Origin of the sequence: Pseudomonas sp. NPDC096950 (assembly GCF_044762525.1) — a bacterium.
Classification (GTDB): Bacteria; Pseudomonadota; Gammaproteobacteria; order Pseudomonadales; family Pseudomonadaceae; genus Aquipseudomonas.
Genome location: NZ_JBIWEL010000029.1, coordinates 1 through 22,536, shown reverse-complemented (window position 1 = coordinate 22,536; position 22,536 = coordinate 1). Strand labels below are relative to the sequence as shown.

Below are 22,536 nucleotides of genomic sequence, written 5' to 3'. Positions count from 1 at the left end.
GGCTAACCCGCAACTGTCCCTGTGTGCCAAACGGCGCCGAGCCTAGAATGTCGATTCTCGTCACTTGGCTTTGGGGTCGGCATGCATATTTCATCGGGTCGCTGGGTGTACGGTCTGTTCCTGGCGTTGCTGACAGCGCTGCTGTGGGGCATTTTGCCGATCAAACTCAAGCAAGTGCTGGCGGTGATGGACCCGGTGACGGTGACCTGGTTTCGCCTGCTGGTATCCGGCGGCTGCCTGTTCCTGTACCTGGCGGCGACCAAGCGCCTGCCAACCCGCAAAGTGCTCGGCCCCAAGGGTGGCTGGCTGGTGCTGATGGCGGTGCTCGGGCTGGTGGGCAACTACGTGTTGTACCTCATGGGCCTGAACCTGCTCAGCCCCGGTACTGCGCAACTGGTGGTGCAGATGGGGCCGATCATGTTGCTGATCGCCAGTCTGTTTGTGTTCAAGGAGCGCTTCAGCGTCGGGCAGGGGATTGGCCTGTTGGTGCTGCTGATCGGCTTCGGGCTGTTTTTCAATCAGCGTTTGGCCGAATTACTCACGTCCCTGACCGATTACACCGCCGGCGTGTTGATGGTGCTGGCGGCGTCCACGGTCTGGACCTTCTATGCCCTCGGGCAGAAACAATTGCTGACGGTGTGGAATTCGTTGCAGGTGATGATGGTGATCTACCTGTTCTGCGCGCTGTTGCTGACGCCGTGGGTGCATCCGCTGGAAGCATTGAGTCTGAGTCCGCGACAAGGCTGGCTGCTGCTGGCGTGCTGCATGAACACGTTGATTGCCTACGGCGCGTTTGCCGAAGCGCTGGCGCATTGGGAGGCTTCGCGGGTCAGTGCGACGTTGGCTATTACGCCGTTGGTAACGTTTGTCGCGGTGGCCGTGGCGGCGTGGGCATGGCCGGAATACGTGCATGCCGAGACCATCAATGGCCTGGGTTATGGCGGGGCGGTGCTGGTGGTGCTGGGGTCGGCGCTGGTGGCGTTGGGGCCGTCGTTGATGGCGGGGCTCAAGGCTCGGCGGATTCGGATGGCCTGAAAATGATCGTTCCTACGCTCTGCGTGGGAATGCAGCCCGGGACGCTCCGCGTCCCTTTCGAAGCGGACGCAGATTGTCCAGTGAGACATTCCCACGCAGAGCGTGGGAGCGATCAGTTCAGGTGCTCAGCCCTTGGCCCCAGCCTCCAGCATATTCTCCGGCCGCACCCACGCATCAAACTGCTCATCGGTCAGGTAACCCAACTGCAGCGCCGCTTCACGCAAAGTCAGCCCTTCGGAATACGCTTTCTTGGCAATCTCCGCCGACTTGTCATAGCCAATGTGCGGATTCAACGCAGTCACCAGCATCAGACCCCGTTCCAGGTGTTCCGCCATTTTCTCGGCATCCGGTTCCAGCCCGGCGATGCAATGCTGCTGGAAGTTGCTGCAACCATCAGCCAGCAGGCGAATCGATTGCAGCAGGTTGTGGATGATCACCGGTTTGAACACGTTCAATTGCAGGTGACCCTGGCTCGCGGCAAAACCGATCGCCACGTCATTGCCCATCACCTGGCAGGCGAGCATCGACAACGCTTCACACTGGGTCGGGTTGACCTTGCCGGGCATGATCGAACTGCCGGGTTCGTTGGCCGGTAGCTTCACTTCAGCGAACCCGGCGCGGGGCCCGGAGCCGAGCAAACGCAAGTCGTTGGCGATTTTCATCAGGGTCACGGCCAGGGTTTTCAGCGCGCCGGACAGGGTGGTCAACGGCTCATGGCCGGCGAGGGCGGCAAATTTGTTCGGCGCGGTGACGAACGGCAAACCGGAGAGCGCAGCCAGTTCGGCGGCAATCGCTTCACCAAACCCGTGGGGCGAGTTGAGCCCGGTGCCCACCGCCGTGCCGCCCTGGGCCAGTTCACAGACCTGCGGCAACGCGCTGCGGATCGCCCGTTCGGCGTAATCCAGTTGCGCGATAAACGCCGACAGCTCCTGGCCAAAGGTGATCGGCGTCGCATCCATCATATGCGTGCGGCCGGTCTTGACCAGTTTCATGTGCCGCGCCGACAGCTCGGCCAGCCCGCCAGACAATTCACTGATCGCCGGTAGCAATTGTTGCTGCACCGCCTGGACGGTGGCGATGTGCATGGCGGTGGGGAAGCAATCGTTGGAACTCTGGGAGCGATTCACATGATCGTTGGGGTGCACCGGCGACTTGCCGCCCCGGGGGTTGCCGGCCAGTTCGTTGGCGCGACCGGCGATCACTTCGTTGACGTTCATGTTGCTTTGGGTGCCGCTGCCGGTTTGCCACACCACCAGCGGGAACTGGTCGTCATGGCTGCCGTCGAGCACTTCGTCGGCGGCTTGCTCGATCAGCCGGGCGATGTCCGCCGGCACGTCGCCATTGCGGTCATTGACCCGGGCCGCGGCCTTCTTGATCAACGCCAGTGCATGCAGGACCGCCAGGGGCATACGTTCCTGACCGATGGCGAAGTTGATCAGCGAACGTTGGGTCTGCGCGCCCCAGTAGGCCTCATCCGGGACGTCCACTTCACCAAGGCTGTCGGTTTCGATACGGCTCATCGGTCACACTCCTGAATGTCTGATTGCGCAGTTTAGGCCGTGTTCGGCCGATGTGGTTCCATCAGTCTGTTTTTTGACCGCTCAGCCCTGCAAATCAGGCCCTGTAAGGGGCAGGGGTTGAGCCATGACGTTTTTTAGGCGCAGAATGGTCGCCCTTGGGGTTTTACCTCGCCTGCTAGAAAAGGAAACTCGATGACTCGTCTTCGTGCCATCTGTACCGCGGTTGCACTGGTTTGCGCCAGCGGCCAGGTTTTTGCCGATACCGCCAGCCACAACGCCAGTGCCGAAGCTTTCCTGACCCTGGCGCACGCTGACAAATTGGGCACTCCGGTGTACATGCAAGTGCAGCAAATGTTCGCTCAGCGCTTTGAACAGACCAAAGCCCCTGAATCGAAAAAAGCCCTGCTGGAAACCTACCAGGCCAAGGCCAACGCCGCTCTGGACCAAGCCATTGGCTGGAACAAGCTGAAACCTGACATGGTCAAGCTGTACACCACCAACTTCAGCGAATCCGAGCTCAAAGACCTGGTTGCGTTCTACCAGTCGCCGCTGGGCAAGAAAGTCCTGGAAAAAATGCCGCAGCTGACCCAGCAATCGGCCCAGATGACCCAGGCCAAACTCGAAAGCGCCGTGCCAGTTGTCAACAAGCTGTTGGCTGACATGACCAACGAGCTGGATCCGAAAGCTGCCGCTGCCGCACCTGCTCCTGCCAAGAAAAAGCCTTAAGCGGAGTCGGGTATGACCATGCAACAACGCATCGAATCGACGCTGGGGCTGTTGCAGCCCGAGCACCTGCAAGTGCTGGATGAAAGCCATATGCACAGTCGTGGGTTGCAAACCCACTTCAAGGCCGTGGTGGTCAGCCAGCAGTTTGAAGGGCTCAATCGCGTCAAGCGTCACCAGAAGGTCTACGGCACGCTCGGCGAGCTGATGGGCGAGTTTCATGCGTTGGCGCTGCATACCTACACGCCTGAGGAATGGGCACAGATGGATGCGGCTCCGGCCTCACCGACCTGTGCTGGCGGCAGCAAACATTAAGATCAAAGGATCGCAGCCTTCGGCAGCTCCTACAGGGGAATGCGTTCTCCTGTAGGAGCTGCCGCAGGCTGCGATCTTTTTTGCTAGAATCCGCAACGCGCCGCTAACCCGGCGCGTTTTTTTTCGCATCCGGTTCACCCCTTACGAGGGTAGCCACCTGGAGAATCACCCATGACACAACAGATTGTCGTGGCGGCACTGTATAAGTTCGTCACCCTGGAAAACTACGTCGAGATGCGTGAGCCATTGCTGCAAGCGATGGTCGACAACGGCATCAAAGGCACGCTGCTGATTGCCGAAGAAGGCATCAACGGCACCGTGTCCGGCAGCCGCGAAGGCATTGACGGGCTGATGGCCTGGCTCAAGAACGACCCGCGCATGGACGATATCGACCACAAAGAATCGTACTGCGACGACCAGCCGTTCTATCGCACCAAGGTCAAGCTGAAGAAAGAAATCGTCACCCTCGGCGTCGAAGGCGTGGATCCGAACAAAGCCGTCGGCACTTACGTCGATCCACAGAACTGGAATGCGCTGATCAGCGACCCGGAAGTGCTGCTGATCGACACCCGCAACGACTACGAAGTCGCGATCGGCACCTTCGAAGGCGCCATCGATCCGAAAACCACCAGTTTTCGCGAATTCCCCGACTACATCAAAGAACACTTCGACCCGGCCGTGCACAAGAAAGTCGCGATGTTCTGCACCGGCGGCATTCGCTGCGAAAAGGCTTCGAGCTACATGCTCAGCCAGGGCTTCGACGAGGTCTATCACCTCAAGGGCGGCATCCTGAAGTACCTCGAAGAGGTGCCGCAGGAAGAAACTAAGTGGCAGGGCGACTGCTTCGTGTTCGACAACCGCGTGACCGTGCGCCACGATTTGAGCGAAGGCGACTACGATCAATGTCATGCCTGTCGTACACCGATCAGCGTCGAAGACCGCGCATCCGAGCACTACGTGGCCGGCATCAGTTGCCCGCATTGCTGGGATAAGCTGAGCGAGAAAACCCGTCGCAGCGCCATCGACCGGCAGAAGCAGATCGAACTGGCCAAGGCGCGCAACTTGCCGCACCCGATCGGTTACAACTACAAGCAAACCCCTTCCGAGGCTTGAATCCATGTCTGCTCGCCGCCTGCTCTATGTGATGGACCCGATGTGTTCCTGGTGCTGGGGCTTCGCACCGGTGGCTGAAGCGCTGGTCGAGCAGGCACAGGCGGCGGGCGTGGAATTGCATCTGGTGGTGGGCGGTTTGCGCACCGGCAGTGGCTCGGCGCTGGAGCCGACCACCCGACGCTACATTCTTGAGCATTGGCAAGCGGTCACCGAGGCTACCGGCCAGCCGTTCAAGCGCGAAGGCGCGTTGCCCGACGGCTTCGTCTACGACACCGAACCCGCCTGCCGGGCACTGGTGACGGCGCGCAGTCTGGCGCCGGATTGCGCGTGGAAACTGCTCGGGCTGATTCAGCACGCGTTCTATGCTGAAGGTCGCGACGTCACCCACGCCAGCGTGCTGGTGGAGTTGGCGGAGCAGGCCGGTTTGCCGCGTATCGAGTTCGCCGCCGCGTTCGACCGTGCCGATCAGCACGCCGCCACCGCCGCCGATTTCACCTGGGTCCAGGACCTCGGCATCGCCGGGTTCCCGACCTTGCTGGCCGAGCGCGATGGGCAACTGGCGTTGCTGACCAACGGCTATCAACCCCTGAGTGTCCTGTCACCGCTGCTCGGCCGCTGGCTGGAGCGCGCTGCCTGTGCATGATCTGCCCGACGATGCACCCGCTTCCCCGCGTGTCGATCGACTGAGCTGGGCGGAAATCCGCCGACTGGCCCTGCATCACAAAAAATCCCTGTGGATCGCCAACGGCGTGGCCGTGCTGGCGACCCTGTGCAGTGTGCCGATCCCGTTGCTGTTGCCGTTGCTGGTGGACGAAGTGCTGCTGGGCCACGGCGATTCCGCGCTGAAAATCATGAACCACGCACTGCCCGATACCTGGCAGAAAGCCGCCGGCTACATCGGCCTGATGTTGCTGGTGACCTTCGTCCTGCGCTGTGGCGCGTTGTTGTTCAACGTGGTCCAGGCGAAGTTGTTTGCGGCGCTGGCCAAGGACATCGTCTATCGGATTCGCGTGCGGCTGATCGAACGGCTCAAGCGCATCTCCCTTGGCGAATACGAAAGCCTGGGCAGCGGCACGGTGACCACGCACCTGGTCACCGACCTGGACACCCTCGACAAGTTTGTCGGCGAAACCCTCAGCCGTTTCCTCGTGGCGATGCTGACCCTGGTCGGCACCGCGAGCATTCTGGTGTGGATGCACTGGAAACTCGCGCTGCTGATCATGCTGTTCAACCCGCTGGTGATCTACGCCACGGTGCAGTTGGGCAAACGGGTCAAGCACCTGAAGAAGCTGGAGAACGACAGCACCTCGCGTTTCACCCAGGCGCTGACCGAAACCTTGGATTCGATCCAGGAAGTGCGCGCCGGCAACCGCCAGGGTTTTTTCCTCGGACGGCTCGGCCAACGCGCCCGGGAAGTGCGGGATTACGCGGTGAACTCGCAATGGAAAACCGACGCGTCGAACCGGGCCAGCGGTTTGCTGTTCCAGTTTGGCATCGATATTTTCCGCGCCGCCGCGATGCTCACCGTGCTGTTTTCCGACCTGTCCATCGGCCAGATGCTCGCAGTGTTCAGCTACCTGTGGTTCATGATCGGCCCTGTCGAACAGCTGCTGAATCTGCAATACGCCTACTACGCCGCCGGTGGCGCGCTGTCGCGGATTAACGAATTGCTGGCCCGTGCCGATGAGCCGCAATACCCCGGCGGTGTCGATCCGTTCCAGGGTCGTAACACCGTGGGCATCGACGTTCAGGGCCTGAGTTTCAGTTATGGCGATGAGCTGGTGCTGGACCAGATGAACCTGAGCATCGCCCCCGGTGAAAAAGTCGCGATCGTCGGCGCCAGCGGTGGCGGTAAAAGCACCCTGGTGCAGTTGCTGCTGGGCTTGTACACGCCGCTGGCCGGGACCATTCGTTTCGGTGGTGCGACGCAAGAAGAGATCGGTCTGGAAACGGTGCGGGAAAATGTCGCCGTGGTGCTGCAGCATCCGGCGCTGTTTAACGACACCATCCGCGCCAACCTGACCATGGGCCGCGAACGCAGCGACGAAGCCTGTTGGCAGGCCCTGGAAATCGCCCAACTCGATGGCACGGTGCGCGGCTTGCCCCAGGGTCTGGACAGTGTGGTCGGTCGTTCCGGTGTGCGTTTGTCCGGTGGCCAGCGTCAACGGCTGGCCATTGCGCGGATGGTCCTGGCCCAGCCCAAAGTGGTGATCCTCGACGAAGCCACCTCGGCGCTGGATGCCGCCACCGAATACAACCTGCACGAGGCATTGGCGCGTTTCCTCAGCGAGCGCACCACCCTGATCATTGCCCACCGACTGTCAGCGGTGAAGCAGGCCGACCGTGTGCTGGTGTTCGATGGCGGGCGCATCGCCGAGGACGGCGACCATCAGCAATTGATTGCCGATGGTGGTTTGTACGCCAAGCTTTATGGGCATTTGCAGCAGCTGTAGGTCATTTCCACAGGACTTGCAGCGCGTTTTCCCCGCCGTCGTAGGCGAACTCTTTCATCACCACCGAGCAGGAATCACACGGCGGCATCGTCGTGGCGACGTCCACCGATTTCATCGACTCGCGATCCGGGTATTTCTTGCGAATCACGCTGATCAGTTTGCTTTCACTGTCCAGTGATGTCGGGCGGCTGGTCAGCTCCGGGCGATAGGTTTCGATGTTGTCGATGGTGCGCGGCACGGCGAGCAGCTTGCCCTCGGCAGTGACATTGAGCGACGTGCTGGGAAACGAGGCCTTATGGTCGATATTGAAGTAGGTCGTTTCTCCCACGGTGATTTCGGCCATCCCCTGATTGTGCTTGAACAGCGGGAGATGCCCGGTAGCGCCCTGTGCGCCGGAAACACTGACGTAGACCTCGCGTTTCCCGGTCGCGGTAACGACTTCGGCATAGGCGATGTTGCGCACGTTGTGCTGGCGCAATCGATAGGGGAGCAATTTGTGCAGTTTTTTCATCGTCTCGTCGATTTTCAAAGCGCTGCTGGCGTTCTTCGGGGTAATGACGGTTTGCAAAAACAGCGTATCGAAAATCTCCGCCGTCCTTTGGCGCAAGGCCTCGGGCGCGTCCTTGCTGCGTGACCACGACGTCGCGCCCTCCGGCAGTTTGCTGATGATCATCCGCGTCGAATGATCGAACATCGCCGCTTCACCCGGACTGGTGTCGACCTTCAACCACTTGAGGGTTTCGGGTGGATTGGCATGGCTACCAATCGGGATGGCGATGTCCTCCATAGTCTTCAAGGCGCGCTCAACAGCCTCGACGCCATGGATGCGCACGGTGTTATTGGCGTTGAGGGAGCCGGTGTAAACCACCTGTAATTCCTTGCGCACCTCGTCGGGAAGGGTGGAGGCCTTTTTGAAGGTCAACGCATCGCGCACGCTTTGCCCCTTGGCCACTTCGGCAACGTAGAAGTCCCCGGCGTTGAGGCGGGTGAACAGGTAGTGTTTCGATCCGTCCATGGCTTCGACGATGGCGGTGCCGACATCGAAGGTATCCATCAGCTCTTCCCCCGCCACAGGGATGCTGACTTTGGCCCGGCCATAAATCCCTTTTTGAAACTCCATCGTGGCGTGGAGGGACGGGTGAGTGGCGATCTTGCTGCTTTCCATCGCCGCCCGGTGGGCGGCGGGGGTGTAGATGCTGTCGCCGAACCAGGGCGCCCAGCCTTTGCTGTCATCGAACAGACCAACGTCGGGCGTAGGGGCCAGGCTGCGGGTGACATAGCGGGTCTGGCAAACCTCCGCGCCGGGCGCGCGACGTATCCTGCAAGGCAACGCCTTGAGGGTGTCAGCGGAATCCGCTCTGCGCAGCGTGTCCCCGTCCAGGCGATACGGTACGTCGTCGATGAGCAGGGTGGTTCGGCCGTCAACCTCAAGCACTTCAAGCACTCGGGCGTTTTCGGGGAGTTCCACAATGACGTGGCTGTGGTTGTTTTCCAGTGGGGCGAACGACGATCTGCCGGGGGAAAAATCCCTCCTCCGGGTGGCCAGTCGTGGTCCATAGGGCAGGGAGGATAAAGGATCGACCAGAAAGTGTCGGGGCGAGTCGGCGTTGGGGATTTCGCGGATCGGTACGTCGTCGATTCCCTTGATGGTGGCCAACTGATCACCATTATTCAGCGGCATCCACCGACCGGGTGTGGTGGCTTGGGTAAAACCCTGGGTAAAACTGTACTGACCGGATATCCCGGCCAGTGTCCTGACTTTGCGGACCCCAAGTTTACCGAGCCACAAGACGCCTTTGCCGAGTGATGCAAGCAGGGTCGGTATGCCGTCCAGCGGGTTGAGGTTTTGTACGGTCGACACCAGTAGTTTACGGGTCAGGGTAGCGAATGAAGGGAGGGCGGCTTTGCTGCTCAACTGCCCGGTCACACTGGCGACGCGGGCCAACTTGACGAGCCTGAGCGAGCCGGAAACGAATTTCCCGATGGGCAAGGCAAACGTGGCCAGGTCCATCATGAGCCCAAGTAATCCACTGTAGGTTCGGTCCGTATCTCCAGACATCAGATCCTCAAGGCTGCCCCAGAACGGAATGAAGGATTTGACGGTGTCGAGTTTGCTTTCGAAAGCACTTTGAATATCGTCGAATGCCGTTCTGCCGCGCGCGTCGGTATGCAATTGTTTTTCATCGACATAAAGGTGATTAGATGAAACGAGTTGGGCTATTTCCCTGTAACGCGACCATCCGGAGGTGTCTGGGTCGACGCTGGCGTCGGGCGCGAGCAGGGTCGCTCCTCGTTGCTCGAGAATGGCGCGGCAGCTTGCCCCCTCTTTTGGCGCCGAACCGTTTGCATAGGCTGACCAATCCAGCGGCAGTGTTTTACCCCTTAGAACCGGGGCATCAAATGTTTCGCCGAAGAACCAGCCTTCGAACTCTGCTGTTGTTCGAACGGCGCCGGGCATGTCGAGGGTCAAGTCCGGGCGTCGGCGAATCGTGCCGGCCCGAGGAAACAGTTCGTAGAAGTAGGTTTTTCGCTCGTGGATGATCTGGATCAGAAACCCCATCCGTGCGGTCATCTGCCGGAGGATGTCATCGGTTTCTTCTGCTGCTCTCAGGTTTTCCGTTTCCTTTCTCAGTGCCAGTAATCTGAGTTTTCCAAGCTTGAAGAGCTGACGGTCGGCCAGTGGCAGAGAGGCAAGTTGGCTGATGATCAGTGATTCATAGGCCCGTTTGATGGCGGCAATGTGACTGTCGAATGCCGAGTTGAACAGGTTGTTTACATCGGGTATTACCCTGGCTCTGTAGCCGTATATAAAAATTTCGTCTCGATCGAAGTAAGTCTGGTTGGTCGTCACCGATGACAACAATTCGCGATTATTCCCCAAACGGAATACTCGGTTGGTTTTGGATTTGCCATCGCTGCCGGTCATTACCCACTTCTGGCCGTCGTCGAATTTTCCGCCGGCGTATATATCCAGAAAGGTGAAAGCTTGAACGCGAGGATTATCCAGCAGCGGTGTGCTGCGAAAACCGCCAGCCGGGCGGGTGTTGTCCCATTTGACTAATTTGCGTCCATCGCTGATGAAGTTTTCGCTTCCGAACAGCTTGGCCATCTCTTCCTTGGCCATCTTCAGTCTTTCGGGCGGGGGAACGTCCAGTTCAACAATGGCTTTTTGCAGGTCCTGGGTGTGAGCATCGAGCGCCTTGGTGGCGCGTTCGAGTTCATCCTGACTGTAATCCAGGTCGGCTCGATCAGGGACAATGCCCTGGGTCACGGCCCATTGGAGGGTCGGGACCAGGCGTGCAAGCGCGATGGCCTCCAGTTCATCGGCAGAGGCATCGGTCGATAGCGCCAGCGGCAGGTTGACCAGTTGCTGGAATGTCTGGCGTTGGCGCCAGCCCGGTTCCATGGCTGCGCAGAGCAAGACGCCGTGCATGAAGTTCACCCACACCACGGAACTGCGGTACGGCAGTTCGGCGGGCACGTCACGTACCGCAAAATCCTTCGTCAGCTGCGTTTGGTAAAGGCGGGCGAGAATGACGGCTTCGTTGGCAGTCGCAACGCGTCGGGTGCTGAGCAGGTGGGATTCGAATTCACGGTGGATCGCCTGGTAACTCTTGCCCCAATGTGCGGATTGCTGCCAGTCATAACCGGCGATTTCTTGCGGCACCTCGCTGGAGGGGGCTTGGAGATAAAGGCGGATGGCCCGGGACACCAGTTTGGTGCGTATGGCGGGCGACGTCTGCTCCCCGGGTTGGGCGCCGTACCAGTCCAGCGCCTTGATCAACAGGTCAGCGAGGGTCTGGGCCCTGGGCGAGTTCAACAGTTTTTCCAGGTAGACGGTTGGTTTGGCGCGTACCTTTGCAAACGTAACCTTGGCGTCAAACCCGTCGCCCAAGTAGCCGATCAATGAGGTCTGTGGCGGTAAAAAATTCCGTACTGTCTCGATAATCAGCGTATTGGTCCGTTTGGCTCGATAGCGCTCAAACGTCAGTGTGTCCTCCAGGTGCGGAACGCTTTTGCGCATGGCGTCGTAGGCTTTGCGTTCTTTCAAACTGCCTGGGCGCTGTAGTTCGTCAATCTCCAGGCCATTTTCAAGTTCCAGGGAATGGCTGGCGCGTTTTTCTTCGAGTGCGTCGATGACCGATTGATGTTGGGTCGGGTTTTGCGGATCCCACGGTGCAATGCCGTAATAGCGCGCCATTTGATCAAGGGGAAGCAGGCCATTCTGGCGAACTATTTGAAGGTCCAGATCAAGGGGTGAAAAGCGACTGGGTCGCAATAACGTGTCGCTGGTTTGTTGCGGGGAGCGCATGGACGACAGCAATAAGTCGTAGTCTTCCAGCAGCCCTTGATGTCGTTGCGCATAGGTGGGATTTGATGTTGCTGCGGTGTCGGGTAGTTCAGCTGACATAAATGATGCTCTTCGCAAAGTTGCTCGCTTAACCTGCACTTGCTTGATGTAAGCAAGGGCAGGACCGGCCTCCAGTTAAGCGAGTCGGCAATGAGCAAGTGCGGTGCATATATATACAAACGACTAGTCACTAGTCGGCACGGGCACCTGTTAACGGTCAATGACGGCGCAGGTCACGTTGTTGCTCTATGCTGGGACGATGCATCTTCGCCGGGTGTACGTCCCGCCCCTTGCAGGGAAAGGGATCGCCTCCTAGTCTTGCGGGAGTGGCGGGATCTGGATGATGATCAGGGCAGCGCCTATGCAAGGGACCTCATGAAGCCAAAACGGACTCTCGGAACGCCACGATTGTTGGGCATCGTCTGGCCGTTTATCGCCGTCGTGCTGTTTCAAGCGTTGCTTGGCGGCGTCAGCCTCTATGTGCTGTCGGCAGTGCGCGGCTATGTGGCCGGTGAAAGCCTGTGGTCAAAGGGCCAGAAAGACGCCATCTATTACCTCAACCTCTACGCCGACAATCGCGACGAGGCGATCTTCCTCAAATACCAGAACGCGATTGCCGTGCCTCAGGGCGGGCATGAATTGCGCGTGGCCCTGGACAAGCAACCTCCGGATCTCGAAGCCGCGCGGGTGGGGATTCTCAAGGGCGGCAACCATCCGGACGACGTCGCCAGCCTGATCTGGCTGTATCTCAATTTCCGGCACTTCAGTTATCTGGAAAAAGCCATCGACCGCTGGACCGTGGGCGACGCTTACCTGGTGCAACTCGATGACGTCGCCCGGGAGATGCACCAAAACGTGGTCGATAATCAGGCCACCTCGGCCGATATCAAGCGCTGGAAGGATCAGATCTTTGCGATCAACGACGGCGTAACCCCGGCGGCGAAGGCGTTCAGCGATGCGCTGGGGGAGGGCTCGCGGGTCATTCTGCGGCTGTTGCTGGTGACCAACCTGGCGACGGCGCTGGGGCTGATCGTCCTGGCGTTGCTGCGCACCCACAAGCTGCTCAAGCAGCGCCATGCCTTCGCCGAAGCCCTGCAACTGGAGAAGGACCGGGCGCAGATTACCTTGCAGTCGATTGGCGATGGCGTGATCACCACGGATGTCGAAGGGGCGATTGCTTACATGAACCCCGCTGCCGAGGCCATGACCCACTGGAAAGCCGAACAGGCCACCGGGTTGCCGCTGGCGGCGCTGTTCAATCTGCTGGACGAGAACGCCCAGGCCGACGGCTTCACCTTGATCGAACACATTCTGAGTGGCCAGCTCAGTGGCGGCAGCGAGCATTCCAAGCTGATCCAGCGCCTGGACGGCAGCACCGTGTCAGTGACCCTGGTCGGCGCGCCGATCCGCAATGCCGGCAAGGTCAGCGGCACCGTGCTGGTACTGCATGACATGACCCAGGAACGGCAATACATCGCCAACCTGTCCTGGCAGGCCACCCACGACGCCTTGACCGGGCTGGCCAACCGCCGGGAATTCGAATATCGCCTCGAGCAGGCGCTGCACAACCTGACGCGCCAGCCGGGGCGTCACGCCTTGATGTTCCTCGACTTGGACCAGTTCAAACTGGTCAACGACACCTGCGGCCATGCGGCGGGGGATGAGTTGCTGCGGCATATCTGCGCGCTGCTGCAATCCGGCCTGCGCGAAGGCGACACCCTGGCTAGGCTCGGCGGCGATGAATTCGGCATCCTGTTGGAGAACTGCGCGCCGGAGCATGCGGAAAAAATCGCCGAGGTGCTGCGCCAGACCGTGCAAAATCTGCACTTTGTGTGGAAGGGCCGGCCGTTCCTGACCACCGTCAGCATCGGCCTGGTGCACGTTGCGCAAACCCCGACCACCCTCGAGTCCTCGCTACGCGCCGCCGATATGGCCTGTTACATGGCCAAGGAGAAGGGGCGCAACCGGGTGCAGGTCTACCATGCCGACGATTCGGAACTGTCCCTGCGTTTCGGCGAAATGGCCTGGGTGCAACGTTTGCATATGGCCCTGGAAGAAAACCGCTTCTGTCTGTATGCCCAGGAAATCGCGCCGTTGGGGCATGTCGAGCACGGCGGCGGGCACATCGAAATACTGCTGCGCCTGCATGACGAGGCCGGGCGGATGATCTTGCCCGACAGTTTCATTCCGGCCGCCGAGCGTTATGGCTTGATGACGTCGCTGGATCGCTGGGTTGTGGAGAATGTATTCAAAATCATCGCGCAATGTATTGGCGAACAGCGCAAAGGTCCGTTAGCCATGTGTGCGATTAATCTGTCAGGTATTACTATCGGAGATGAGGCGTTCCTGGACTTCTTGCGTGAACAGTTTGTTACTTACTCTATTCCTCCTGAAATGATTTGTTTTGAAATTACAGAAACCAGCGCTATTTCGAATTTGGGAAGTGCAATCAGATTTATTAATGAACTCAAAGGTTTAGGTTGCCACTTCTCACTTGATGACTTTTGCGCCGGAATGTCCTCGTTCGCTTACTTGAAACATTTACCTGTAGACTTCTTGAAGATCGACGGGAGTTTCGTAAAGGATATGCTGGACGACCCGATTAACCGCGCTATGGTCGAGGTGATTAACCACATCGGTCATGTCATGGGTAAGCGCACCATTGCCGAGTTTGTCGAGACACCCCAGATCGAGCAGGCATTGCTCGAAATCGGTGTGGATTACGCTCAAGGGTATGTGATTGAACGCCCGCAATTGTTTACCTGCGACAGCTTGCAAAGTCGTCCCGCCAGACCGCAGCCTCTGTTATTCAAGGCGCCTGGCACGTTCCGTTGAAATCTCTTGCTGATCTTACAATCACAAATCAAAAGGAGCCGAACAGTGATCGACACATTCAACCGAACCGGACCACTCATGGAAGCTGCAAGTTATCCCGCCTGGGCTCAGCAACTGATCCAGGATTGCAGCGAGAGTAAGCGCCGGGTTGTCGAACACGAACTGTATCAGCGCATGCGAGATAACAAACTCAGCGCAAAGACCATGCGTCAGTACCTGATAGGGGGCTGGCCGGTGGTCGAGCAGTTCGCGTTGTATATGGCACAAAACCTCACCAAGACCCGCTTTGCCCGCCACCCCGGCGAAGACATGGCGCGCCGCTGGCTGATGCGTAACATTCGTGTCGAACTCAACCACGCCGATTACTGGGTGCACTGGAGCCGGGCTCACGGTGTCAGCCTGGAAGATCTGCAAGCGCAACAAGTCGCCCCTGAGCTGCATGCGTTGAGTCATTGGTGCTGGCACACGAGTTCGGCGGATTCGCTGATTGTGGCCATCGCGGCGACCAACTACGCCATCGAGGGCGCGACCGGGGAGTGGTCGGCGCTGGTGTGTTCCAGTGGCGTCTACGCGGCGGCCTTCCCCGAGGAAGATCGCAAGCGCGCGATGAAGTGGCTGAAGATGCACGCCCAGTACGACGATGCCCACCCGTGGGAAGCGCTGGAAATCATCTGCACCCTCGCCGGCACGAACCCGAGCAAATCCCTGCAAGTGGAATTGCGCCAGGCCGTGTGCAAGAGCTACGACTACATGTTCCTGTTCCTGGAGCGCTGCATGCAGCAGGAACACGCGGAACGGGCGCCGGTAGCTCGCGAGCGGATGGTGTTGGTCGAGAGCTGAGCCCTGAAGGCAACATAAACCAAATGTGGGAGCGGGCTTGCTCGCGAAAGCGGTTGATCAGTCGACTTAAATGGTGACTGTCAGTCCATCTTCGCGAGCAAGCCCGCTCCCACATTGTTTTGTGCTGTCGGTGAAATCTCAGCCCGCCATCGCCAGGCGATTACGTCCCTCGCGCTTGGCCACGTACAACGCGCTGTCGGCCCGACGCAACAGGCTCTCGGCGGATTCGCCGGGCAGCAAGGTCGAGCAACCGAGGCTGACCGTCAACTCGATACTCTGGCCATCGGCGCGATATTCCTGGGCCTGGGCGGCAAGTCGCAGGCGTTCGCCAACCAATGCCGCGGCTTCCCGGCTGGTGTTGGACAGCAGGATCAAAAACTCCTCGCCACCAAACCGGAACACCATGTCCACGTTGCGCAACTGGCCCTTGATCGAGGCGGCAACCGTCTTGAGCACTTCATCGCCGGCGCTGTGGCCATGGCTGTCGTTGACGTCCTTGAAATGGTCGATGTCCAGCATCAGCAACGACAAGGGCTGCAAATGCCGCCGTGACATCTCGATTTCCCGTTGCAGGGTCTGGTCCATGGCGACACGGTTGCCAGTGTCGGTGAGCGGGTCACGCAAGGCACTTTGGGTCGCGGCGCGGTAGAGCAGGGCATTGCGCATCGGATACAGCAGCGCCGACAGCAGCGACTCCAGATTGCCCTGTTCCTGTTCGTTGAAACGCTGATTGCGGCGGAACACCAAATCACCCAGATGTTCACCTTCATGGCTCAGGCTGTAGCTGACCGAATGATGACCGCGCTGACCGAATTCCAGGCGCAAGTCACTGGTCTTGTGCTGGTAGCTCAAGGCATCCAGAGGCACGAGGCGCTGAATTTCGCGGAAAAAGAGCCCGAGAATGCGTTGCGGCTCAAGACTGGTTTGCAGTTGCAGGCCCAGTTGCTGGCGCAATTGCGCGAGACTGACCGGCCGCTCCAGGAGAGGAGGCTGCTGACCAAAGCCCAGGCGTTGCAATTTGGCGCTATCGAAGTCAATTGCGTTGGTCTGGGAAGGTGATTTCATATGGCGTGAGCCCCTAAGCAGTAAGGCTGTCTTACAGGCTGGGTGAGAGCGGCTTTGGGCTGCGCGTCATACTGGTCCATCAGTCCCGTAGGACATTTGGTACGAGTTTAGTCCGCTTTGCCGAAGATAAGTAACCTATCGACTCAGGCGCCACCGCCAGCTGCTGTCACACTGCGTGTCTGAACAAAATTAGAGCGAAAGTCGTGCCATTCGGTTCATTCGGATAAAAGCCGTTCTAAATCATTGGATTAGAGCGGTTTTCTGAAAATGCCGCTGAATGTCGCGGCATTTGTTTGACTGGAAAGGGCAGAAGTTGCAGCGGTTGCCACGTGCCGCGACGGATAATTGCCGCGGCACAAAAGCGACGTGCGGGCGTTACTGGGCGTTGAACGCCTGGCCATTGATGCCCGTGCTGTCCGGGCCCATCAGGTACAGGTAAACCGGCATGATCTCCTCGGGCGTCGGGTTGTTCAGCGGGTTTTCACCCGGATACGCCTGGGCGCGCATGCTGGTGCGGGTTGCGCCGGGGTTGATGCTGTTGGAGCGCACCGGTGCCACGGTGTCGACTTCATCGGCCAGGGTTTGCATCAGCCCTTCGGTGGCAAACTTGGAAACCCCGTAGGCACCCCAGTACGCCCGGCCCTTGCGCCCGACGCTGCTGGAGGTGAACACCACCGACGCGTCCTGGGACAGCTTGAGCAGCGGCAGCAGGGTGCTGGTGAGCATGAACATGGCGTTGACGTTGACGTGCATGACGCGCATGAAGTTTTCGCCGGACAACTGCTCGATCGGCGTACGCGGACCAATGATCGAGGCGTTGTGCAGCAACCCGTCGAGATGGCCGAACTCGGTCTCGATCATCGCCGCCAACTCATCGTATTGATGGGGCAGGGCGGTTTCCAGGTTGAACGGGATCACGGCGGGTTGTGGGTGCCCGGCCGCTTCGATTTCGTCGTAGACCTGAGTCAGGTTGGCTTCGGTCTTGCCCAGCAACAGCACGGTGGCGCCGTGGGCGGCGTAGGTTTTCGCGGCGGCAGCGCCGATGCCACGGCCAGCGCCGGTGACCAGGATGACCCGGCCCTTGAGCAATTCAGGGCGGGCGGAGTAATCAAACATAAAAAAACCTCAACAAATCAGAGTGCAGACCGCGGCGTGGCCATTCGCGAGCAAGCCCGCTCCCACAGGTACAGCGAAATCCATGTGGGAGCGGGCTTGCTCGCGAAGGCGTCAGCGCCGACAGCCCGAAATCAGGATTGGAAAATCGATTCTTAGCAACTACACAACGCGCTATCCAACACCTTGCGCAACTCCAGCGGATGATCCACCACCACATCCGCGCCCCAATGCCGCGGGTTGTCGTCCGGATGGATGTAACCGTAAGTCACGGCGGCAGTCCTGGTGCCGGCATCGCGACCCGACTCGATATCCCGCAAGTCATCACCGACAAACAACACGCTGGCCGGGTCCAGGTCGAGCATCTTGCACGCCAGGATCAACGGCTCCGGGTCCGGTTTGCTGTTCTTGACGTGGTCCGGGCAGATCAGCAGCGCCGAGCGCTCGGCAAGCCCTAGCTGCTGCATGATCGGTTCGGCGAAGCGCAACGGCTTGTTGGTCACCACGCCCCAGATCAGGTTGGCCTTCTCGATGTCGGCCAGCAGCTCGCCCATGCCGTCAAAGAGTTTGCTGTGAACCGCGCAATCCTTGAGGTAGCGCTCCAGGAACTCCAGGCGCAGTTCCTCAAAACCTGGCGATTCCGGGTCCATGGAGAACGTCACCGCGACCATTGCCTTGGCGCCGCCGGAAATCTCGTCGCGAATGTGCTTGTCGTTCATCGGCGGCAAGCCGCGATCGGCGCGCATCGCCTGGCAGATGGCAATAAAGTCCGGCGCTGTGTCGAGCAGGGTGCCGTCCATGTCGAAAAGGACTGCTCTGATTCGCATCGGCTTACTCCTCGCGCAGGGTCTGGATCATGTAGTTGACGTCCACGTCGGCCGCCAGTTTGTAGTGCTTGGTCAGCGGGTTGTAGGTCAATCCGATGATGTCCTTGACGGTCAGGCCGGCCATGCGGCTCCAGGCACCCAGCTCGGACGGGCGGATGAACTTCTTGAAGTCATGGGTGCCGCGAGGCAGCAACTTCATGATGTATTCGGCACCGATGATGGCGAACAGGTACGCCTTCGGGTTGCGGTTGATCGTGGAGAAAAACACCTGGCCGCCCGGCTTGACCATCTGGAAGCAGGCGCGGATGACAGAGGACGGGTCTGGTACGTGTTCGAGCATTTCCAGGCAGGTGACTACGTCGAATTGCTCAGGCATTTCTTCGGCCAGGGCTTCGGCGGTGATCTGGCGGTATTCGACGCTCACGCCGGATTCCAGTTGATGCAACTGCGCGACCGCCAGCGGCGCTTCGCCCATGTCGATGCCCATGACGGTGGCGCCGCGCTGGGCCATGGCTTCGCTGAGGATGCCGCCGCCGCAACCGACGTCGAGGACTTTCTTGCCGGCCAGGTTGACCCGCTCGTCAATCCAGTTGACCCGCAGCGGGTTGATGTCGTGCAAGGGTTTGAACTCGCTTTCGCGGTCCCACCAGCGATGGGCCAGGGCTTCGAATTTGGCGATTTCGGCGTAGTCGACGTTGCTCATGGTGTAAGTCCTCTAAAACTTGAAAAATCCTGTTGCCCCGGCGTTGAGTCCGGGGTGCTTACGATTCGGTGTGGCCACTGATGCGCTGGCCCCAGGCCTTGGCCGTGGCGCACAGTTGTGCTTCATCCAGGCGCGTCAGGCGCTTGTCGTCGAGCAGTTGCTTGCCGGCGACCCAAACGTGTTTCACACAGTCGCGGCCGGTGGCGTAGATCAGTTGCGAAACCGGGTCGTAGATCGGTTGCTGGGCCAGGCCGGACAGGTCGAAGGCGACGATGTCTGCAGCCTTGCCGATTTCCAGCGAGCCGGTTTCAGCCTCGATGCCCAGCGCACGGGCACCATTGAGCGTGGCCATGCGCAAGGCACGATGAGCGTCCAGCGCCGTGGCGGAGCCGGCAACAGCCTTGGCGAGCAATGCGGCGGTTCGGGTTTCGCCGAGCAGATCCAGGTCATTGTTGCTGGCCGCGCCATCGGTGCCGACGGCGACGTTCACCCCGGCCTGCCACAGGCGCTCCACCGGGCAGAAACCGCTGGCCAGTTTCAGGTTTGATTCCGGGCAATGAATCACATTGGTGTTGCTTTCTACCAGCAACGCCAGGTCTTCATCGCTGATCTGGGTCATGTGAACCGCCTGGAAGCGCGGCCCGAGCAAGCCCAAACGCCCGAGGCGCGCCAACGGGCGTTCGCCGCGTTGCTCGACCGCTTGCTGTACTTCGAAAGCGGTTTCGTGGACGTGCATGTGGATTGCTGCGTCCAGCTCTTCGGCGATCACCCGGATTTTCTCCAGGTTTTCGTCGCCCACGGTGTACGGTGCGTGGGGGCCGAAGGTGATTTTGATGCGCTCGTGGTGCTTCAAATCGCCGAACAATTCGACGCCCTGACGAATGGCGTCATCCGCCGTGGCGGCGCCCGGAATCGGGAAATCGAGAATTGGAATCGCGATTTGCGCGCGAATGCCGCTGTTATGCACGCGTTCGCTGGCAACCTTCGGGAAGAAATACATGTCAGAGAAGCAGGTGATGCCGCCTTTCAGCTGTTCGGCGATCGCCAGGTCCGTGCCATCGCGCACAAAATCTTCATCAACCCACTTGGCCTCGGCCGGCCAGATGTGGTTTTCCAGCCAGGTCATCAACGGCAGATCATCGGCCAGGCCGCGGAACAGCGTCATCGCCGCGTGGCCGTGGGCGTTGACCAGGCCAGGGCTGAGCAGAACATCCGGGAGCTCGCGGACTTCGGTCGCGTTACACTTCAGCGCTTCGGCACGCGGGCCGATAAACACGATGCGACCGTCGCGGATGCCCAGGCCGTGCTCTTTGAGAACCACGCCAGCGGGTTCGACGGGTACCAGCCAGGTCGGCAGCAATAATAAGTCGAGCGCAACGGCAGGTTTCGGCATCGAAGATCGGTTCCAGTGCTTTTGTAAAGGATGGCGAAGTATACCCGAGCGTCTTCGCGGGGGGATCGCTATAATCGGCGGCTTTTGTTCATGAGTGCGGGGTGAAGGATGCGCGATCGACTATTGGCTGCAGAGAAAGTTAAGGCCATCGATTGGCGTGATGGCGCCCTGTACCTGCTGGATCAGCGTATTTTGCCGTTCGAGGAAACCTGGATTGCCTACACCAGCGCCGCTGGGGTGGCCGAGGCCATTCGCTCGATGGTGGTGCGCGGTGCGCCGGCGATCGGCATCAGTGCCGCGTATGCCATGGTGCTGTCAGCCCGTGCCCGGATTGCCGAGGGCGATGACTGGCAAGCCGCGTGGGAAGAAGATTACGCGTTGTTGGCCGATTCCCGTCCGACGGCGGTGAATCTGTTCTGGGCCTTGAGTCGCATGCGTGATCGCCTGGACCGTCTCAAGGGCGATGCAGACCCTCTGGCGGCTCTGGAGGCTGAAGCCATTGCCATCCACGAAAGTGATCGTGAAGCCAACCTGACCATGGCCCAGTTGGGCGTGGACCTGATCCGCAAGCATCAGGGCAATGCCCAGGCGATCCTGACCCACTGCAACACCGGCGCCCTCGCCACTGGCGGTTTCGGCACAGCGCTGGGGGTGATTCGTGGCGCCTTTATTGAAGGCATGGTCGAGCGTGTCTACGCCGATGAAACCCGGCCTTGGTTGCAAGGTTCGCGGCTGACCGCGTGGGAACTGGCCAATGAAGGCATTCCCGTGACCCTCAATGCCGACTCCGCCGCCGCGCACATCATGAAGACCAAAGGCATTACCTGGGTGATCGTCGGCGCCGACCGGATCACCGCCAATGGCGACGTGGCCAACAAAATCGGCACTTACCAGTTGGCGGTGAGCGCCATGCACCACGGCGTACGTTTTATGGTGGTGGCGCCGAGTTCGACCATCGACATGAACCTGGCCAGTGGCGACGACATTCCCATCGAAGAGCGCGACGGCAGCGAGTTGCTGAGCGTTGGCGGCAAGCGGGTCGGGGCGGATGTCGAGGCCTTCAACCCGGTATTCGACGTGACGCCGGCGGACTTGATCGATGCGATCGTCACCGAGAAGGGCATTGTCGAGCGCCCGGATACCGCGAAAATGGCGCAATTGATGTGCCGTAAGCGTCTGCATTGACGATTCGTGTTGTCGGATAAATCGCTTTCGCGAGCAGGCTCGCTCCCACACTTGACGGTGTCTGACTGGATAACTCGGTCAAATGTGGGAGCGGGCTTGCTCGCGAAGGGGCCCTCCAAGCAGCAAACATCCTTTATCCAGCCCCGAAATCTGCATTCACCACGGCTCTAAGCCTCTCTCGTCCCCGTTAAGCCTGTCACCGGTCAACTAACTATGCTCCATGCGCATCAGGGGGATAGGTGCGTGGCGGCTCTTGTGATAACATCCGGCGTTTTCCGAGGCAGTCCCACGGGGTTGTCTTTACTGCGCAGATCCATGGCTTAACTCGTTGATTTGTCGTAAGTCGGTGCATGGCAATCAGTCGGCATCGGCGAGCTTCGTTCGTCCCAAATGGATGTGACGAAGTTTCACCAGAAAAAGGAATCAGGCTTCTCATGGGCGAACTGGCCAAAGAAATCCTCCCGGTCAATATCGAAGACGAGCTGAAGCAGTCCTACCTCGACTACGCGATGAGCGTAATTGTCGGGCGGGCACTGCCGGATGCGCGCGATGGCTTGAAGCCCGTGCACCGGCGTGTGCTGTTCGCGATGAGCGAGCTGGGCAACGACTTCAACAAGCCGTACAAGAAATCTGCCCGTGTTGTCGGTGACGTGATCGGTAAGTATCACCCTCACGGTGATACCGCGGTGTACGACACCATCGTTCGGATGGCGCAGCCATTCTCCTTGCGCTACCTGCTGGTAGACGGTCAGGGCAACTTCGGTTCGGTGGACGGCGACAACGCCGCGGCCATGCGATACACCGAAGTGCGCATGACCAAGCTGGCGCACGAGCTGCTGGCTGACCTGCATAAAGAAACCGTGGACTGGGTGCCGAACTACGACGGCACCGAAATGATCCCGGCGGTCATGCCGACCCGTATTCCCAACCTGCTGGTCAACGGCTCCAGCGGTATCGCCGTGGGCATGGCGACCAACATCCCGCCGCACAACCTCGGTGAAGTCATCGACGGTTGCCTGGCCCTCATCGACAACCCCGAGTTGACCATCGATGAGCTGATGCAAT

Annotated in this window: 17 protein-coding genes; 10 read left to right on the top strand and 7 right to left on the bottom strand. The window is 59.7% G+C overall.

Going from position 1 to position 22,536, the window contains the following annotated elements; genetic code table 11:
• Positions 1-81: 81 nt before the first annotated feature.
• Positions 82-1,035 carry a DMT family transporter gene (locus ACIQY3_RS29830; protein ID WP_403027080.1) on the top strand — a complete coding sequence of 318 codons (954 nt, stop codon included), beginning with the start codon at positions 82-84 and terminating at the stop codon, positions 1,033-1,035.
• Between the two features lie 125 nt (positions 1,036-1,160).
• Here the strand turns inward: ACIQY3_RS29830 and ACIQY3_RS29825 are convergent, their stop codons facing one another.
• On the bottom strand, positions 1,161-2,555 hold the full coding sequence (locus tag ACIQY3_RS29825; RefSeq protein ID WP_403027078.1) for a class II fumarate hydratase: 1,395 nt from the start codon (positions 2,553-2,555) through the stop codon (positions 1,161-1,163).
• 192 nt (positions 2,556-2,747) lie between these two features.
• Here ACIQY3_RS29825 and ACIQY3_RS29820 point away from each other — a divergent pair, with 192 nt between their 5' ends.
• The 5 genes from ACIQY3_RS29820 to ACIQY3_RS29800 all read left to right on the top strand — a co-directional run bounded on the left by ACIQY3_RS29820 (position 2,748) and on the right by ACIQY3_RS29800 (position 7,159).
• Positions 2,748-3,281, top strand: coding sequence for a DUF2059 domain-containing protein (locus tag ACIQY3_RS29820; protein WP_054051881.1), 534 nt, complete (start codon positions 2,748-2,750; stop codon positions 3,279-3,281).
• 12 nt (positions 3,282-3,293) lie between these two features.
• Positions 3,294-3,593: a BolA family transcriptional regulator gene (locus ACIQY3_RS29815; RefSeq protein ID WP_054051883.1), complete on the top strand. Its 300-nt coding sequence runs from the start codon at positions 3,294-3,296 to the stop codon at positions 3,591-3,593.
• A 171-nt stretch (positions 3,594-3,764) separates the two neighbouring features.
• The gene (locus tag ACIQY3_RS29810; RefSeq protein ID WP_403027073.1) at positions 3,765-4,706 is read left to right on the top strand and encodes a rhodanese-related sulfurtransferase; all 942 of its coding nucleotides are present in this window, start codon (positions 3,765-3,767) and stop codon (positions 4,704-4,706) included.
• A 40-nt stretch (positions 4,707-4,746) separates the two neighbouring features.
• A complete protein-coding gene (locus ACIQY3_RS29805) occupies positions 4,747-5,349 on the top strand; it encodes a DsbA family protein (protein ID WP_185076532.1) in 603 nt (200 codons plus the stop codon).
• Positions 5,342-7,159 (top strand): ABC transporter ATP-binding protein, encoded by a 1,818-nt coding sequence (locus ACIQY3_RS29800; RefSeq protein WP_403027071.1) that lies wholly within the window; start codon positions 5,342-5,344, stop codon positions 7,157-7,159. Before ACIQY3_RS29805 ends, ACIQY3_RS29800 begins: the two co-directional genes overlap by 8 nt.
• Before the next feature lies 1 nt (position 7,160).
• Here the strand turns inward: ACIQY3_RS29800 and ACIQY3_RS29795 are convergent, their stop codons facing one another.
• Positions 7,161-11,570 (bottom strand): deaminase domain-containing protein, encoded by a 4,410-nt coding sequence (locus tag ACIQY3_RS29795; protein ID WP_403027068.1) that lies wholly within the window; start codon positions 11,568-11,570, stop codon positions 7,161-7,163.
• 315 nt (positions 11,571-11,885) lie between these two features.
• Between ACIQY3_RS29795 and ACIQY3_RS29790 the strand changes: the two genes are divergently transcribed.
• Entirely contained in the window at positions 11,886-14,345 is a 2,460-nt protein-coding gene (locus ACIQY3_RS29790) for an EAL domain-containing protein (RefSeq protein WP_403027066.1), read from the top strand.
• A 78-nt stretch (positions 14,346-14,423) separates the two neighbouring features.
• Positions 14,424-15,185, top strand: a complete 762-nt coding sequence (locus tag ACIQY3_RS29785) for a TenA family transcriptional regulator (protein ID WP_403027063.1) — start codon at positions 14,424-14,426, stop codon at positions 15,183-15,185.
• 138 nt (positions 15,186-15,323) lie between these two features.
• Here the strand turns inward: ACIQY3_RS29785 and ACIQY3_RS29780 are convergent, their stop codons facing one another.
• The 5 genes from ACIQY3_RS29780 to ACIQY3_RS29760 form a co-directional block, all read right to left on the bottom strand.
• Positions 15,324-16,250, bottom strand: coding sequence for a GGDEF domain-containing protein (locus tag ACIQY3_RS29780; RefSeq protein ID WP_403027061.1), 927 nt, complete (start codon positions 16,248-16,250; stop codon positions 15,324-15,326).
• A gap of 375 nt (positions 16,251-16,625) precedes the next feature.
• Entirely contained in the window at positions 16,626-17,366 is a 741-nt protein-coding gene (locus tag ACIQY3_RS29775) for a YciK family oxidoreductase (RefSeq protein ID WP_123598539.1), read from the bottom strand.
• A 152-nt stretch (positions 17,367-17,518) separates the two neighbouring features.
• Positions 17,519-18,190, bottom strand: coding sequence for an N-acetylmuramic acid 6-phosphate phosphatase MupP (mupP, locus tag ACIQY3_RS29770; RefSeq protein WP_403027057.1), 672 nt, complete (start codon positions 18,188-18,190; stop codon positions 17,519-17,521).
• A 4-nt stretch (positions 18,191-18,194) separates the two neighbouring features.
• Positions 18,195-18,893, bottom strand: coding sequence for a bifunctional 2-polyprenyl-6-hydroxyphenol methylase/3-demethylubiquinol 3-O-methyltransferase UbiG (ubiG, locus tag ACIQY3_RS29765; protein ID WP_123510127.1), 699 nt, complete (start codon positions 18,891-18,893; stop codon positions 18,195-18,197).
• A 58-nt stretch (positions 18,894-18,951) separates the two neighbouring features.
• Complete coding sequence (locus tag ACIQY3_RS29760) at positions 18,952-20,286, bottom strand: TRZ/ATZ family hydrolase (RefSeq protein WP_403027053.1); 1,335 nt, start codon at positions 20,284-20,286, stop codon at positions 18,952-18,954.
• Between the two features lie 108 nt (positions 20,287-20,394).
• Between ACIQY3_RS29760 and mtnA the strand changes: the two genes are divergently transcribed.
• On the top strand, positions 20,395-21,471 hold the full coding sequence (mtnA, locus tag ACIQY3_RS29755; RefSeq protein ID WP_403027051.1) for an S-methyl-5-thioribose-1-phosphate isomerase: 1,077 nt from the start codon (positions 20,395-20,397) through the stop codon (positions 21,469-21,471).
• Positions 21,472-21,905: 434 nt separating this feature from the next.
• Positions 21,906-22,536: DNA gyrase subunit A (locus tag ACIQY3_RS29750; protein ID WP_403027048.1), on the top strand; the 631-nt coding region annotated here is incomplete at its 3' end.